The sequence below is a fragment of the Maribellus luteus genome (assembly GCF_003576475.1).
GTDB classification, from domain to species: Bacteria; Bacteroidota; Bacteroidia; order Bacteroidales; family Prolixibacteraceae; genus Draconibacterium; species Draconibacterium luteum.
In genome coordinates this window covers 188,448-206,657 of sequence record NZ_QWGR01000008.1, presented here as the reverse complement: position 1 = coordinate 206,657, position 18,210 = coordinate 188,448, and the positions used below count along the sequence as shown (strand labels likewise).

Annotated in this window: 9 protein-coding genes; 1 reads left to right on the top strand and 8 read right to left on the bottom strand. The window is 41.9% G+C overall.

From position 1 onward, the window contains the following. The first annotated feature begins 265 nt into the window (after window positions 1-265). Window positions 266-1,330: a metallophosphoesterase family protein gene (locus D1614_RS15260; protein WP_119438820.1), complete on the top strand. Its 1,065-nt coding sequence runs from the start codon at window positions 266-268 to the stop codon at window positions 1,328-1,330. Window positions 1,331-1,528: 198 nt separating this feature from the next. Here the strand turns inward: D1614_RS15260 and D1614_RS15255 are convergent, their stop codons facing one another. The 8 genes from D1614_RS15255 to D1614_RS15215 all read right to left on the bottom strand — a co-directional run bounded on the left by D1614_RS15255 (window position 1,529) and on the right by D1614_RS15215 (window position 18,182). Continuing rightward, entirely contained in the window at window positions 1,529-4,222 is a 2,694-nt protein-coding gene (locus tag D1614_RS15255; protein ID WP_119438819.1) for an alpha-L-rhamnosidase, read from the bottom strand. A 255-nt stretch (window positions 4,223-4,477) separates the two neighbouring features. Beyond that, window positions 4,478-6,931, bottom strand: coding sequence for an alpha-L-rhamnosidase-related protein (locus D1614_RS15250; protein WP_162304518.1), 2,454 nt, complete (start codon window positions 6,929-6,931; stop codon window positions 4,478-4,480). Between the two features lie 367 nt (window positions 6,932-7,298). Continuing rightward, window positions 7,299-9,533 (bottom strand): alpha-galactosidase, encoded by a 2,235-nt coding sequence (locus tag D1614_RS15245; RefSeq protein WP_119438817.1) that lies wholly within the window; start codon window positions 9,531-9,533, stop codon window positions 7,299-7,301. Window positions 9,534-9,888: 355 nt separating this feature from the next. Further along, window positions 9,889-10,707, bottom strand: a complete 819-nt coding sequence (locus tag D1614_RS15240; RefSeq protein WP_119438816.1) for an endonuclease/exonuclease/phosphatase family protein — start codon at window positions 10,705-10,707, stop codon at window positions 9,889-9,891. A gap of 65 nt (window positions 10,708-10,772) precedes the next feature. Further along, entirely contained in the window at window positions 10,773-11,753 is a 981-nt protein-coding gene (locus tag D1614_RS15235) for a BT_3987 domain-containing protein (protein WP_162304517.1), read from the bottom strand. A 22-nt stretch (window positions 11,754-11,775) separates the two neighbouring features. Then, the gene (locus D1614_RS15230; protein ID WP_119438814.1) at window positions 11,776-13,626 is read right to left on the bottom strand and encodes a RagB/SusD family nutrient uptake outer membrane protein; all 1,851 of its coding nucleotides are present in this window, start codon (window positions 13,624-13,626) and stop codon (window positions 11,776-11,778) included. Between the two features lie 31 nt (window positions 13,627-13,657). Beyond that, window positions 13,658-16,954, bottom strand: a complete 3,297-nt coding sequence (locus tag D1614_RS15225) for a TonB-dependent receptor (RefSeq protein ID WP_206610042.1) — start codon at window positions 16,952-16,954, stop codon at window positions 13,658-13,660. A 214-nt stretch (window positions 16,955-17,168) separates the two neighbouring features. After that, window positions 17,169-18,182: a FecR family protein gene (locus tag D1614_RS15215; protein ID WP_119438811.1), complete on the bottom strand. Its 1,014-nt coding sequence runs from the start codon at window positions 18,180-18,182 to the stop codon at window positions 17,169-17,171. Between the last annotated feature and the right edge of the window lie 28 nt (window positions 18,183-18,210).

Below are 18,210 nucleotides of genomic sequence, written 5' to 3'. Positions count from 1 at the left end.
CAAGTACAACAGACGTTTTATCCATCGACATTCCGGAGGTAAATAAAAAAGAATTGCAACCCTTAGAGGTTTATATTACCTCTTTTTAGTAACTAGGGAAAGTAGTGTTAATGAATAGTGATTTGAATTTGATATTGCTTTGGCTTTCCTGTATAGTCGTATACTCTAATCTGAAATAATCATACTACACCTTGCATGAATATTCTTATAGCCCATGAATTCAATAGGAAGCTAGGAGAGAATTTATGTTAATATCTTTATTCCGATGAAAAGAAAAATAGACAGAAGACATTTTATTAAAGGTTCAGCTTTTGCCGGAATGGCTGGATTAGTTTCAATAAACTGTATGGCTGGTGGTTTCACGCCGGAAAGACAGCCCGGTGTAAATAAATTTTCCGGGACAAAATTGTCGTTCAATAACGATGGTAAATTTAAAATTGTCCAATTTACAGATACTCATTTTATTGCGGGAGATCCTCGCTCTGAAAGAGCTTTAGAAAATATTAATCAGATATTGGATCTGGAAAAGCCTGATTTAGTCATCCATACAGGTGATTCGATTTTTGGAAAGCCAGCCGAGGCATCCATACGTCAAATTCTGGAACCAATGTCCCAAAGGGGAATTCCGTTTGCCATTACTTTTGGGAACCATGATGATGAGCATGATAAAACGCGGGAAGAATTATATGAAATTGTCAAAAGTATCTCTTCCAGCATAATTTCTACAACAGAAGGTATCTCGGGCGTAACCAATTATATACTGACTCTCCATTCATCAACAAGTGATTCAATTAGCCACGTATTTTACCTTTTCGACTCCAACGCCTATTCAACCATTAAAGGCATAGAAGGATACGGACATATTCATTTTGACCAGATTGCCTGGTACCGGGAACAGAGTGAAGTATTCGCAAAAATGAATGGAGAAAAGCCGGTGCCATCGCTCGCTTTCTTTCATATCCCCCTGCCCGAACATAAGGAAGCAGCAAAAGACACAGCACGGGCAATATTGAAAGGAACACTGGGAGAAGATGTGTGCTGTCCGCAAATAAATTCAGGAATGTTTGTTGCCATGAAAGAAATGGGCGACATTCAGGCCACATTTGTAGGGCATGATCATAACAACGACTATGCTGTTTATTGGAATAATATGTTTTTCATTTATGGACGTTTTAGTGGATGCGATACTGTCTACAATGATTTGAAACCCAGTGGCGCCCGCGTTATTGAACTGACTGAAGATAAAGAAGGCTTCCGCTCCTGGATTCGTTTGCATGGAGGTGAAATTATTCAGGACTTGCAGTATCCTAATGATTTCTTAGGTGATTAACAGTCAAATTCTTTTTACAAGCCAGGAGATTAATTGTCCTGCTTGGTAATGTATGAGCAAGATTAACTTCAGTGTGATCTCGGAATGTTGAAAATTTTCCCAAAATTGTCAACATTCCAAGATCTGCTCATACCAGGAATCCATTATCTCACCTAACAGTAGAAAAACAACCTTCGCTACACCTAAAAATCAACTTCTTTACTGTTTTATTTCAAACAAATAAGTTCCCGAAACAAGTTGAAGCTTAACCTGTTTGTCATCCTTTTGTACAACCACAATGTTTTCATTTACAGAAAGATCTTTTCCGCTTTCTGTTATTGCTGAAGCACTCAGGATAAGTGTTGCTGTGCTGTTCGCCGGAATTTGCACTTTGTATTCCACTTCCTCTCCCGCTTTTTTCCAGGCCGAAACAATTTCGCCGTATGGGCTTTCGTGTTTGGCTTCAAAATGATCGAGCCCCGCCACAAAGTTGGGTTTCAGGATCACGTTTTTAAAGCCGGGCTTTTCTTCGTCGGGAAAAATCCCGCCCAAAGCTTTGTAGTACCAGGCATCGATTTCGCCAAACATGATGTGGTTCATCGAAACATCACGTTGGGCATCCAGCGGCCAGTTCTCGTAAAATGTGGTAGCTCCGTTTACAATCCACCATCCCCATGAAGGAAAAGTCTCTTGCGCAGCTACTTCGTAGGCAAGGTCGGGATAACCGTTTTCACTCAGTGCATTTAAAATGGCTTTTGTTCCCAACAGCCCCACATCAATGTGTTTGTTATCGGCTTCCACTCTTTTAGCCAGATTGGCGGCTACCTTTTCACGCATATCTTCCGGAACAAAATTCCATTGCAGCGGAAAACTCAACTCGGTTTGCAGCCCGCTTCCGTAAATGCCGGTCTCGCGGTCGAGGTATTTATTGTTCAGTGCTGTTTTTATTTTCTCTGCCAGGGAGTAATACTTTTCAGCATCGGCTTGTTTGCCTAAAATCTCAGCTGTTTTAGCCAGAATGGTGGCATCCACAAAATAATAAGCGGTAGAGGTAAATTCTTTGGGTGCTTTCGATTTTACCGGAACCCAATCGCCCAGCCCCCAGTCGGTAATTCCGGAAGGGTACAAATCGCTGATATGATCAACATAAAGCCGGATATTTTCGTAACAGTCTTCCAGAACTTTTGTATCGCCGTAAAACAGGTAAATATTCCACGGAATAATAGCAATCGTGCTGGTCCAGTCGGGGCCGTTTGCCCAGGTATAGCCCCAGCCATCGGTGGGAATAATTGCCGGAAGCACGCCGTTTGGCTGTTGTTCATCGCGGTGATCGGCCATCCATTTTTCATAAATGGTAATGGCATCGTAATTATACAAACCGGTTTCAATATTGATCTGCGCGTCGCCGGTCCAGCCGTTTTTCTCGCGTTGCGGACAGTCGGTAGGGTAACCAAACAAATTGGAAAGGTACGATGCATTCGCTGCCTTCCAGGTTTTATTGAGCGTTTCGTTGGAGGAATGAATGGTTCCCACAGCAGGAACATCGCTGTGCATAAAATAAGCCGTCAGGTTCTTTTCTGTCAGTTCAATGGGTTTGTCAGAAGTCACTTCCACAAACTGAAACCCTTTGTAATTGAATTTCGGCATAAACACATCGTCATTGCCGCTCAGAACCACAATATCGGTTTGAAACGGATCGGAATCGTCGGTTGGGCGATAGTGTACATCGATATTCGACATATCAACATGCTCGTTGTCATACAAGCGCTCGCCGTGTTTCAATCGAACCGTTGTGCCCTCCGCACCTTTTAGTTCCAGTTTTGTAACACCGGCCATGTTGCGCCCAAAATCAACCACATAATTACGGTCGCTAAACTTTGTAACAGTTTTTGCCGGAATTTCAGTAACGTTCCGGATCGGATGCAAAACCTGCGCCGTAATGTTATTCGAAGGAGCATTGGTTTTCATCGAACCTCTCCATTTCGAATCGTCAAAGCCTGCCTGGTTCCAGCCTTCCTGCTCCAAACGAGCATCGTAATGTTCAGCCGTATAAATACTGTTAAAAATAACGGGCGACAGCGAAGTTTTCCATCCCTGGTCGGTTGAAAGAGTTTCCTCCGTTCCGTCTTCATACTGAATCCTCAGATCCATGCAAAACTTTGGACGCGCCCGCCACGGTGCTTTGTCGAAATACCAAACCGCCGTTGACTGATGGTTGTACCAGCCATTCCCCAGAATAACGCCCACCGCGTTTTCTCCTTCCGAAAGATTTTTGGTCACATCATAGGTCACGTATAGGACACGGCGGTCGAAGCGGGTGTACATCGGATCGAGGCGATGATTCCCTACTTTTTCACCGTTTAAATAGAGTTCGTATAATCCGGCAGCTGCAATGTAGGCCCGCGCCGATTTTATCTTGTTCCCAACCGTAAATCCTTTCCGGAAATACGGAGCCGGTTTTATATTGAAGTCATACGAATCTGAAATCCAATCGCCTTTCCAGTTGGCCGGATCCATCATTCCGGTTTCGAAACTGGCTACTTTCGAGTTGGCGGTCCAACTCCCGTTCTGAAGCTGAACTTTAACTTGCCAAAAATACTTGGTAAAAGGCTGCAACCCGGTACCCTCGTATTTTACTGGAATGGTTTCAGACTGAATGCTGCCCGAATTCCAGGCATCTCCGTTCCCGGCTGCAACATTCGAAGAATCGGTTCCGACAATTACCTGGTAGGCTCGTTGCTGAATTCCGGATTCTTCTGCCAATAACTGCCAGGTGAATCGTGGATTTTTGGTGTCGATCCCAATCGGGTTTACGAGGTACTCACTTTTCAGATTCTCAGGTGCAAACTCAACAGACTGCCGGCTGCATGAAAGCAGCAATACAGCCATTAAAACGGGTAAAATGGTTTTCATTGGACTTAGGTTGTTTATTTGAAAATCAATGTCACATAAAAGTGCTATAATTTCCGGTATTATTCAAATGCAGTATTATCATCCAGAATTCGCAAGATTTTGTTATTTCACGCAGATGACGCAGATTACCGCAGATTTTCTTTCACCCGTTTGTATGAAAGGGTTTCAGCGCAAGCTCCGTCACTTGCTAAACACAATATTTTACTTGCGGAAATAAGTTATCATCTCAGTATCATTAAAGCAATCCACAAAGGGCTAATTTACCTTGTTCAACTCCAAAGAACTCAAGTTTTCAATGTTGACTTTGAAGCCTGTAGGTACTTTAACCGAATAATTTAGCTGGTTACCGAAACGTTCCCATTTCAATTCAATCGCCTCATCTTCCACCGGCATTACTCCGCTGCATTTGTTCAGATCGAGATCCGCAAAGCGAATGGTCACTTCTTTTTTGAGGTAGTCCACCGAACTAATTCCCAACACATCGCGGTACAAAACATGCCCGAGATACGATGCAAATCCGTGATTACAACTCGCATATGAACCCGTATTTTCCCACAACGTCCCCGTTTGTTCAGCCATGTAATAGAAATAATCCTGGATTTCTCCCAGCATTTGTTTCTGCAAACCATAACGCGAAAGAATGTCCATCCGGAGATAGTTTCCTATAAACGCATTGGCCCGGAAGACATCGGGGTAAGTAACTTTATCGTCACGCTTGGGGCCGAAATCTGTGGTCAACTTCTTCCAAAGTTCCGGGTGCGTTTCCGGTGTGGCAATATTGAAAAAGAAAGCGTAATACTGGCACGCTTCTGTTGTATTTGTAGTCACCTGAAGCTTCCCATCCGCTTCCCGAACGGCATTGTCCACAAAGAAGCTTCCGTTAAACGACTGCTTCAAAATAGTCTGTTTTACCTTGTCAGCTTTTTCTGCCCAGGTTGTATTTTGATACAGTTTGCCAGCCTTTTCCAGGGCAGCACTGTAAAGCATGTTGGTCGGGTAATTTACATCCTGCACAAAATCGTTGGCTTTCGACCATTCTACAAAAATCCAGCTTTGAAGTTTTTCGAGCAGCCCGTCTTCGTTTTCAAACTGAACAAAATAATCGAGCAATTTCGACACCCGCGGCTCCAGTTTTGCAATCAACTCCGGATCGCCGCCACGGCTGGCATAATCTTCCACCTGCACAATAAACCACATTGCCCAGTTGGGAATAAAGACCCCGTCGTTATGGTCGGCCGGGAAACACATGGGGAGCATCCCATCGGGCAAAAAGGCAAAACTGTCGGGCAGAGCAAAGTTTTCGTAATAATTATAGGCAATGGCCGATTTCCCGGTGAAGCCCTTTTCCATAATGGCCATAAAATAGCTGTCGCAAAGCCAGCCCGCTCTTTCGCGCGATGGGCAGTCCATGAAAATATCTACCGAATTTTGACGGAATGTTTGCTCAGCAGCCTCGTATATGGCGTTCAGCTTGGTATTGTCGCTCTCAAAGCTGGCCAGCGAATGTTCGGGATAGGCATATTCGCGCAGGTGAACATCGTTGAACTTACATGCTCCTTGCAGCACCATTATTTTCAGGAACTTAAACGTGTAACTTTCAAAAGATTCAAGATTATAAGTCCCCGGCTCCAGTTCGTATACTACGTAATTGTTTACGCTTCCCGATCGTTTTTTGGGTTGTACATCGCCATCGGTCAGTATTTCATCAAAAAAGAATACCAGCTTTGACGGTTCTGAACAGCTCACTTTCCCGCCAATAAAACCCGAAAGATTGGTTCCAAAATCGCAGGTTACAAACGAATTTTCACTTACCGGAAAAGAGGCTCCGCTATACGGTTCACTTATTATTTCATGAGAAACAGTGACTATTTCCTGCAACCAAAGTGAAGGGATTGTTTCCAGTTTGTCTTCCGGAAAACCTTTTAAGATATCACTGATGTTGGTAAGCGACCGGTCTTTCCCATAGCCTTCGGGAACCTGTTTTGACAATGTCCCCTTTGAATAAATCGCCTGCGGGCGGACCACGTCAAAATCGGGCAACAGTAAATTACGCGGAAGCAGTTCTCCTCCCGCTTGTACGGCCAACTCCAGAGTTTCGGCAGGTTCTGCTTCCGAACTTCTCCACGCACGCGAATTCTCGTCCAATCGGTAATATTCGGTAAACGGCCGCTGAAAACTATAGCGTTCTGCTTTTTGCAAACGCTCTTTTAACACGAAAGCGCTGAAACCAGCATCTTCTCCGGTTGCCAACAAAACATCGTCACCCGCTACCACTTCAGCCTGCAAAAACGAGGGCTGATCCATGGTGTAATAGGAATTTACATTGTATCCAGCCACCTCAACTGCTACGATGTTTGCCCCGGACTTCAGGCGGTCTTTCAGTTCGTATTCATCCACACGAAAAAAACCTTGCGCTGTACGCGCCGGACCGTAGCCCAGAAATTCACCGTTCAGAAAAACACGGTAAAGTGTAGAACCGGTTATTTTTAGTTTTACATCCTGTCCATTCTCTGCCCGAAAAACCCCGTGAAAGCCAAGGTTCAGGTTCTTTTCGGTTTCACGGCCTTTGGCCCAAACGGGAAGCGCTTTCCCGATCAAAACCGGCTCGGCAGGTTTAGGAGAATCGCACGATATTGTTGAAATAGTAAACAGAGACAGCAGTATTAAAACACCCCACCGCTGAAAAATAAAACTGGATAAAGCACTCATCTTAGGTTCATTTAATTTAGGATACAGATTCTTTTTGATTGATTTCATCAAACTTAAAAGAATGAATTGAATTGTGCATCCTGTAGAGTCTGTTTAACCATAAATATTCTTTCTTTAATAGGATCGCCTATTTTCTTAAAGTAAACTAATACCTGCCAACACTTACTTTGCTTACATTAAAAGGGGGCTCAGCTACTTGTATGGTTGAGCCCCCTTTGTTACGTGCACATTACAGTACAACATCTTTATTTTAAACTGATACGCCTAGCTTTTTCCATTCCAACAGATGTCTTCTGAAGAATTCTAGAAGGTACGAAGAAGCAATCTCTTCGATGTTATACATACTCGCAATAAACTTTAAAATATCTTAGTTTGTACCCATATTACTCGGGCTAAGCAAAGTAACTTCTTCTATGCTAAAAACGGCACTATCGTATATTTTTTGGAGTTTGGGATTAATACCTTCGTTAATAAGATACTCGCCGGTGAATACCATACCATCTCCCCAAAAGACAGAGTTCTTGCCCGGGTTATTTATCTCCTTTACCGTATAGCTCTTTTTCGGGTCAAGTCCTCTCAGCCGAAATTTTGGAGTAAGTCCCCGTCCCTGGTAATTTATACAATAACCATAAACCACTGCGCGTTGCTTTTGCTTATCAACATACATCAACGAATAGTATCCTTTCCCATCATATGGCGAGGCAAGCCGGTATAAATCGCCATACATCACCAAGTCCCTGACATCTTTATAGGTGGCTATTGCCTGTTTGGCAAACTCCTTATCTTTTTCATTCATGTCTTGGGGCTGTAACTCCATTCCCAAGCGACCACTCATGGCAATGTCGAAACGAAACTTCAGGGGTGTTTGGTTATTGGTTTGATGATTGGGGACTGCTGACACATGGGAGCCTGTTACTATTGCCGGATAAATCAGGTTGGTTCCGTACTGGATAAAAACGCGACTCAAAGCATCCGTATTATCACTTGTCCAGACTTCTTGCGTGTACTTTAGCACTCCATAATCAACCCGTCCTCCACCTGAAGCACAGGCCTGGATTATTACATCCGGATACTTTTCCCTGATTCGTTCCAGTACACTGTAAAAGCCTAAAGTGTAATTCACCCAAAAGTGAGACTGTTCATCAGCCGGCAAAAAATCGGAACCTACACTTTCAGCATGCCGGTTTGCATCCCATTTAATGTATGAAATGTCTTCGGACTGGCTCATTACTTTATCAAAAACATCGTAAACAAAATTCTGAACCTCCGGGTTACTCAGGTCGAGTAACCATTGACTGCGAATTGTTGGCATATCACGGCCCTTGCTTTTTACAATCCACTCCGGGTGCTTTTCTGCCAGTTCACTTTTCGGATTAACCATTTCCGGTTCTATCCAGATACCGAACTTCAAACCCTTTTTGACTGTGTATTTGGCTATGTAATCAATTCCGCGGGGTAACTTCTCCCTGTTAACCTGCCAATCACCAAGGCCAGCTTTTGAATCATTACGCGGATATTTATTTCCGAACCAACCATCATCCAATACAAACATTTCAAGGCCCATGGATGCTGCATCATCAACCATATCCGTTATCGTTTTTTCGTCAAAAGTAAAATAGGCCCCCTCCCAGCTATTGAGAAGAGTTGGACGAATACTCCCGCAATCGTAAATACCATAACCACGGGCCCAATCGTGCAGGTTACGACTTATGCCACCAGCTCCTTCTGCGCTGTAAGTGTAAATCGCATCCGGTGTTTCAAGACTCTCCCCCGAAGAAAGATGATACTCTGAAGCATACGGATTGATACCCGCTGATATATTTACCACATCAAATTCATCGAGTTCAAAATTCAGTTTATAATTACCACTCCAGGCCAATGCTCCACCGATTACCTCGCCATAGTTTTCGTCCATTGGCGCATTGAGTGACAATAAAAACGAAGGATTCTCTGTTCGGGTGGTTCTCATCCCTTTTTTGCTCTCAATACTCTTTATTCCATGAGTAAGTCTTGTCTCTTCCAGCCCCATTTCTCGGGCCCAATCACCAGCAAAGGAATTTAAATAATATTTGTTCGCTTTTACCGGCAAGTACATTGAATAGTAGTTGTGCAGAACAACATTTGAAGATTCCCTGTTTTCGATCCGAACGCTTTGGCTAAATACATTCTCTTTCCGAAATGCCTTGATGGTCACATAAACGAACAAGGGCAATTTACGATCACGCAAAGTAATGACAGTTTCCTGAACATTGGAATCGTCCAGCGTCTTTTGACTATGATTTAGATAGATCAACTCTGTATTCAAATCTCCATTGCTATGCGTAACCCGCAGGGCCGGTTCTCGGAAATTCTTCCCTCCTGCCGTTGAATAAGCTTCCGGATCAGTTCCGTAATCGGAACGGCGGTAGCTTTGTTTTTGCAAGAAAGGAGAGGGGGCACCTATTTTTTTCCCGAAATATTGAAAAAGAAGAACACTATCCTTATTGACAGATAATATCAATGATAAATCTTTTGTTTCTTTCTTTATCAGCTTCACCGAATTACAAAAGCCAGTGAACGCAATAGCTACGGATGCTATCAGTAAAATAAATATCTTTCTCATGTTTGTTTTTATATAATCTGAAAGCTTTGTTAAAGACGAAAAATATGCATTTCATCCTTCAACAGTAAATTCAATAAAATACGGACCGATGGACTTTAACTCACTTCCACTGCATTGGCAAGCCCGGAAATATAGCACTCTGAACACATTTACCTGTAATAACTCAGGGATCCAAAATACCCCTGCATCTTTCCGGTTATCCTACTTGAAAAACTTCAATTAGGCTTCACTAACAGTCAACACTCGCAAGTATTGTTACATGGAAACCAATCTACCAGTTTCGGCTATAAGATAAAGACCAAATGAGCGATAAGACATGGTCTTAATGCACCTGATTCATTGTACTGCCCATTTCTCAATTTATTTCAAAGATTCCAACAACAGGGAAATGATCAGATTCTTGATTTGCCCAGGTATAAACACTGTATATACTAGGAGTAAAAGCATTGAGAGGTGCGTACAATATGTAGTCGATGGTTTTAGAGGCATTCGATGTAGGAAATGTATATTGAGTGCAATTCCCATTTGGGCATCCCATTGAAAAATAGTCTTTTAATATCCTAATCGTTTTTGATTCCGGAGTTGCATTTAAATCTCCGGCAACAATAACCGGCCATTCGAAGTCTTTTGCCAGTTCAACAAAATCGTTAGCTTGCTTTATCCGGTTTCGCTCATCACTCAAGTGATCAAAATGAGTCGATACGAAATAAAACACTTTGTCTTCTTTTGTAACTTTAATGCGCGCAACCGAGCGTCTTTCACCGCCAAGTGCCGGTTCAACTTCGAGATTGAATGCTGATTTCTCCAGTACAGGAAGCTTAGACAGCACTGCATCGCCATACTCTCCGCCGTTATAATCCATCGCTTTTGCAAAGAAATAATCCATTCCGGTCAACTCTCCCAGTTTTCGGGCAATATCTCCGTGCTTCTGGTTTCGATTCGTAAACTTATCCACCTCCTGCAATGCTACCAAATCGGGGTTCACTCGTCTAATGACTTCGGCAATAGGTTCTAAATCGGGGATCCCTCCACTTCTGGCCCCATAAATATTATAAGTCATAACCTTCACCGATATTTTCTCTTCCGGCTCATCAACAGGCGGAAGATTATCGTTTGACTTTCCACAAGAAAAGAGCAAGCCCACAATCATCAGGGCATAAAAGAATTTATTCATATCTATACAAAAAACAGAAAAGTTTGTGCACTGCAAATGCAGCACACAAACTTTTGTACTAATTTTTAAAATGCCACTATTTCAGTAACTGCAGTGGTCGCGCCACCGCCTTTGCTACTTAGCGTGGTAAACTTGAAATATTGTGCCTGGACATTTTTCGCGAAATACATGGTAGCTGAAGTATCATCTGCAGAAGCCGTGAGCGTATAGGTTCCGGCCGGAGTCCAGTTTTCTCCATCCATACTTGTTTCAACAAAAACATCTTTTGGGAAAAGATAAGCATATTTTGACCCTACTCTCCCATAAATTTTAATACCATGCAAGGTTAAGGTTTCATGCATATCTATCGCGATAAAGTGTGGGTGACCCGGGCGCCATCCGTTTTCATCTTTTCTCCATTGCGAATGCCAAAGAGTAACAATATTGCCATCTATGGCGTGGTGAGCGCGTCCTCCAGTGGTCGCTCCATCGTTTTCGTCATCCGAATAATCATGAATTGTCCAGTTTTCCTGAGAGTATGGTTCAAATGGATTGTTTTCATAGAATCCGGAAACTAAATAATAAGTTGTACCCAAGCCCTCAGTAATGGGAAGATTGGCTGAATTGCTTGTTATTGAGATAGGTATCAGGTATTCCTTTGTGCCTTGCAAATTGAAAGGATTTACTTCAAGATAAATTGTATTACTTCCGGTAGCTCCCCCTGGTATAGTTACCTTATCCTCTGTTAACCTGAAACTTCCTTCCGGAGCAAGAGAATAGTTGGTTGCATTACCCTGGTTATATTCTGCTATTGCCTCTTCATCAATCTTAAACCCTATTTCAATATCCTGGCTCAACAGCTCAACTCCTCCACAACCGGCGCCAAACCCAAAACGCTGCCAACTGTCTTCTATTGCCATTTTGTTTTCGATAACTCCGTTGTTTGCCAATTGCATAAAAACTTTCGTGTAACTGGATGCATCTTCTATCGGGTAGTCAGCTTTTTTGCAAGCAGAAAAAACCAATATAAGCAACGATCCCAACAAGAAATATTTCTTTTTCATCATTTTCATTTTGTTTAAGATTTAATTACCATCCTGGATTTTGCACCAAATTTTTGTTACGCTGAATTTCGGTTTGTGGTATTGGGAACAAATAGAAACTTTTACGAAATACACGCGTTTCGAATCTTGTTCTTTTGAAAAAAGCGGGATCACTATTAGATGTTCCACCTTCTGCATTCATTCCATAAAATGGTCCGGCATCGGTCTGCTCTGCAATTTTCCATCGCCTGGTATCGAAATACCTTAAATGCTCCATCGTTAATTCAATTCTACGCTCTGTTCTGATCTTCTGTCTCATCTCCTCCTGGTTTAATCCAGTCTCAACAGCAGGAATTCCTCCTCTTTCTCTAATCTGATTAAGGTACTTCTCGATATCCGGATGTCCGGGACTATACTCATTTAATGCTTCTACATAGTTTAATAATATTTCGGCATAGCGCATCATTACATATGGCCTGGAAACTTTATTTTGAATTGGATGATAGGTTGGTGAAACATTCTTTCTGAAAAGATAACCGGTTTCGGAATAATCGTGCGATCCCCCCTTGCCTGATTCCCCTGTATAATACAGTTCTATTTCGCGCACTCCTACACTGGAGGTGGAATTGATCCAATCGCTGCCGCTATACGTAACCGTTGCGTAGAACCGGGGCTCCCTGTTAACATACATATTAAACGTATTTTTTGCACGTGTGGCTCCGGGAGCTTCAAAGGTGGAAAAACCGTTTTCGGAATAACCAGAAGACACATCTATTATAGGCTCGCCACTAGTAGTATAGCCTGTAATAGGCGACTTTCCGTTATCCATTCGATATGTATCGATCAATTGCTGCGTTGGCCCCATTGATGCATAACCGTTTGCCAACCGCGGAGTACAGGACCGCTGATAGCTGGACAGATTATTGTTTCCCCTTGCCTGAATCCATTCGATATTCCAGGAATCCAGAAAGACATCACGGTAAGATAAAAAGCCATCAATTGCACCGTTACCATTATACTTTTTGTATAGACCTAATTTACCTCCGCTCGATTCGGCATAGTCAATAATTTTTTTGGCTGCCTCAGCTGCATCTTTCCACTTATCGGCATCATACACGGTATTTATAAGGAGTTTGCCATCGTGGTTGCTAAAATCAGAATAGTCCATATTACCATTAAAAAGAGGACTGGCGGCATAGAGCAACAATTTACTTTTTACTGCCTGGCACAAAAGTTTGCTTGCGCGTCCCATATCTGTTTCCAACAACTGATCACCTCCAATATACTGGTACACATCTAAATCAGCTTCAGCCTTGTTCAGCTCTGATACGATGTAGTCCACACATTCATCGTACGAACTCCGGCTCATCTGCATTAACGGATCATTTAAGGATAAATCAGGATCAATTTCCTGATCCCCGATAATGATAAAGGGGCCGTATTGTTTCAAAATCTCTGAGTAGAAAAATGCCCTTAAAAAACGCGCCTCAGCTTTTCTTCTTACAATTAATGCAGGCCCTTCCCTGTCTTCTAGGATCTGCTCGTTACCATCAATGTTGTTAAGAAAAGTAGTTGCTGAACGAATACCTTTGTAGTAATGATCCCAAAAATTCCAGTAATTAGAAGAAGCATTCCAGTTTCCCAGATTTATCCGAAAAGAAGCATTTCTTTGAGAAACATCGTTATCATCGGAAAGAATATCCCACGGTACGTTATTCGTTCGGTGAGATTCGTCCTTGATATAGTTGTATACATTCGCCAGCCAGGATTCAGACAAATCTCTTCGGTTAAAGATTTCTTCAGTGGTTAACCTGTCATCCGGGACCTGATCCAGAAAATCTTTATAACAAGAAGAAAGCAGAACGGAGAGTAGTATTAAGACTAATGGTCTGTACATATATTTATAGTTGAAATACATAAGTCTAGATTTAAAAATTAACATTAATACCTACTGAATACATTTTGGTACTAGGATATCGGGTTCCACGCCCATCACCTAATTCAACATCCCAAAATTTAAAGGGGCTCCAGGTTAGTAAATTATAACCGGAAAAGAATACATTGGCATTGGAAAATAAATTCTTGGTAAAACGCTTTGGAATGTTGTAGGTCAGCTGGAGGTTCTTTAACCTCACATATTTACCATTTTTAAGCCACCAGGTACTTGTCGCATAGTTATTGTTGGGACTACCATCTGAAAGGCGCGGGTAAAACACATCCTGACTTGGGTTATCGATGGTCCAGCGGTCTTCAATATTGCTAAGCAGGTTTCCCCTGCTCATGGAAATAGAGAAAGGCATTAGTCCTTCTCCATTCATCAGAATGTCGACATTTCCGACTCCCTGAAACAATGAAGAAAGAGATAGATTTTTATAACTAACTGTAAAACCCGCGCCAAAAACCAGTTCCGGAACAGAGCCGTAGCCTATGGCAACTTTATCAAAATCATCGATTTTTCCATCTCCGTTAACATCCTGGAATTTAATATCTCCCGGCTGCACCAGTCCTGGATGTAACGGCCCGTTGTTAATTTCATCTTCCGATTCGAATAATCCCAAAGCCACAAGCCCAAAACGCTGACTTACTTTTTTTCCTCTCTGGTCGAGCCATGGATACAATGGAGTTGGTTGGTCATTCTCAATTACTTCATTCCGGTTATAAGTAATGTTCCCCAGTACTTGCAACGAAAAATCATTGATCTTTTTTGAGTAGGTAAGAGAACCATCGAACCCTTTATTTTCGATAATTCCAAGATTACCATATGGAGCATTCTGGACACCAACATAGGAAGGAACATTGGCTCTTCGCAAAAAGATACCATCCCTGTACTCTTTAAAAAGGTCAAATTGGAGCACAAACTCATTATCTCTGGTTTGTAAATCAATTCCCAGGTTCGTTTTCGAAGAGGTTTCCCAGGTTACGTTCACCCCATATTCCCCAATGTCGTACCCACCATAACTGTTGTTTCTATCCTTCCCAAAAGTATAACCCCCTGTTGAATTTACAGTAGATATATAAGCAAAACGACGACCGCTAATGTTGCTGTTTCCAACTTTTCCGTACGAAAATCTAAGTTTGGCCATTGGGAAAAGTGTTTTCAGGTTTTCAAAAAAGCTTTCCTCGCTAAATACCCATGCCAGACCTACCGAAGGGAAGAATCCGAACTGGCGGTCCGGAGCAAAGTTCTCCGACCCGTTGTAACCAAAATTGAATTCGGTAAAGTATTTATTGTTGTAATTATAAGTCATCCTCCCCGACACTCCCAAATACCGGTATGGAAGAGAAGAAATAAAATCGCCCGCCTGAGAGTTTAGCAAATCACTCTTATTGAACAAAAACATAGCAGTAGCGGTATGTTTATCAAAACTCCTGTTGTAGTTTAGTGCCCCCTCCATGTAAATGGTTCGTTCGCCTCTGCTTGATCGTGCGAATTGAAGGAATCTTTCACCTACACCCGTTTGCTCGTATTGCATCTCTCCGTTTTCATCCCGACCCGTTGCCAAATACGTATCCGGATTTTTAGTACGCCTCATACTGGTATAGTTATAAACGTCAAATGAAAACATGGCTGTTGCAGATAAGCCCTTGGCAATAAAAGGCAAGTCTTGTGTTAAACGAAGATTGGAGTACAGTTGATTTCGCCATTGGTTTGCATAACCTGTTTGGGTTAAATGTCCGTAAGGATTGATCAATCCCCCGGAACGCTGATCTGCCATATACCCGTTCTCGTATTTTACCGGATGGATTACTGGAGTCACCAACCACGCGTTTTCAAAAATTGTCCCCTGCCCCGAGCCAGGGTAATTTGCATTTGCCAGATAGCCCTGAATTCCTAAATCGATTTTAGTTAGTTTTGATGCAGTGATCTTTAAGTTTGACGTTAGGTTATATCTTTTATAGCCAACCTGCTGATTATAATCAACCAAATCATCCTGTTTGTATAGTCCTTGCTCATCAAAATAACTTAGCCCCACATAATAAGTTGCTTTATCTGCCCCTCCACTGATGTTTAGATTTCCTCTCCGTTGATGGCCAAACTTCCGAAATAGCTCATCCATCCAGTCGACATTTGGGTAGAGATAAGGATCTGTTTTATCTATTGTTTTCTGGATACGGTCTTCACTGTAAATGGGAGCTGCGCCTCTGTTTGACAATGCTTCGTTTGACATTCGCATGTATGTCACCCCATCGGCAAACTCAGGTAATGTTGTAAACTGAGTTATACCTTCGTAATACCGAAAGTTAAACTTAGGCCGTCCCGGATCTCCACTTTTTGTTTTAATAATAACCACACCGTTTGCTCCTCTTACGCCGTAAACCGCGGTTGCCGAAGCATCTTTCAAAACCGTAAAGCTTTCTATATCCTCCGGGTCTACATTTGACATACTTCTCGGAGTTCCGTCGACCAGGATAAGAGGCGAGCTCAATGCCTGGCTAAATGTGGAAATTCCACGTATCCAAATATCCGCGTTATCAAATCCGGGTTCACTGGTTCTTTGTACCGACACAACGCCCGATATCTTACCGGCCAAGGCACTGGTTAAATTGGCTACCGGTAGTTGCAAACTTTTAGCCTTAATGGCCGATTGAGCACCAACCACACTCACTTTTTTCTGGGTACCAAAGCCAACAACAACAACTTCCTCCAACGATTTGGCATCTTCTTCTAGAACCACGCTAAAAGATGTTTTTCCAATCGTTGATACTTCCTTGGCAAGGTATCCGATAAAAGATACCTGGATAACGGCATCATCCGGGACCAGTAAAGAGAATTTTCCATCTATATCTGTCACCGTTCCGTTTGTAGTTCCTTTTAGTATAATATTCGCCCCAACTAAGGGCTCTCCCGACACATCCGTAACAGTACCTATAATTGCTTTTTGTTGTTGTTCTACTGAACCAACCACGGCTCTTGATGTTCCGTTCGTACTTCTTAAGGCAATTTGCCGGTCATCTACCCTGTATGTTATTCCCGTGTTTTGAAATAACTTATCCAGAACATTGACAACATTTGTGTCCTCACAGCTAATGGTCCTTTTTTGACTTAGATTAACAGAAGTAGCATCATACATGAAGTAGAATTCCGACTGTTTTTCAATCTCATTAAGGATATTTACTATTGCTTCATTCCTGAAGTTTAAATTTAGCCGGGCACCTTGCGAATAACTGTTTAATGCAAATGTTTGAGCAATACTAAACATAAAAAGAAGTAAAACAATCCTCATAATTCTCAATGTTTTTGATTTCCAGATATTGAGTATCGAGGAAATCATGAAACAACAATTTTTTTCCATAAATTTGTTTTGATTTGGATTTATAATTCAAGTTGATTTGCCTTAAGTTGTCGAATCCTGAGGCAATAGAAATTTTAGAGGGAGATGTTAGCAGCATCTCCTTTTTTAGCAATTCATACTTTCATAGGCTTTTCTAATTTAGTTTTTATAGTCTGGTTATAATTACTTTGGGAATTTCTCCGGCATTTGCGCCATCAACGACCCTGCATTGCAAAGGACAGGAGAACTCAATAAGCTTAAAAATCTGAGAATAATCTTCGTTATTAATAACTGTTCCGGTAAATATTGAGCTATAAACCTCCTCATCTAAAACCTCAATATCAATATTGTACCACCTCTCCAATTTCTCAAAAACAAGTTTCATGGGGTCATTTTTAAAAATCAGTTTTCCATCTTTCCATGAAGTCAGTTTTTCGATATCAGCCTGATGAACAGACATTTCATTGGATTTAACAGCATAGTCTGCCTGCTCACCTGGCTCCAACACACAATCGAGCGTAAGTTGATTGTGTGACAACAAAACACTACCTGACTCAAGCACAACACTGATCTCTTCATTTTCAGGATAGGCATTAACATCAAACCTTGTCCCCAGCACCTCAACCTGTAAATCACCACTTTGTACCACAAAAGGTCTGTTCTCATCCCTGGTGATCTCAAAAAAGCCCTGGCCTTTTAGCTTAACCAGTCTGCTATTTCCTGAATTATAATTGTAAGAGAGTGTTGTGCCTGAATTCAACCAAACGATTGAACTATCGGGGAGCACTACCTTAGACCGTTGGCCGTTTTCCGTAATAACTAAAGTGTAATCGTTTTTATCGGTGTCAGATAACTGCCTGTTATAGGAATTTATTACAATAGTGAGAGCAATCAGCACAAACAGCACTGCGGCATAAGGCAAACGCTTCATTAGGTTTATCCTTCTCTGCTTGTTTTTTTGCTTTTGAATACCAATTCTGATATTTCTTAACAGTTTATCAGAATCTATTTCGACGTGTGCAGGCTCATAGTCAAAACTGCTCCAACCGTTGTCCAGTGATTTGCTGATCTCATCCCTGCCTTTCTCACTATTGAACCAAAAGAATAAGCTTTCCACATCCTTTTCGGTATACGATTGGGAGAAGAATTTCTTAATGGTCGCAATAATTTGTAAATGCATTTTTATTTTGTTTAAAGGTTATACACAT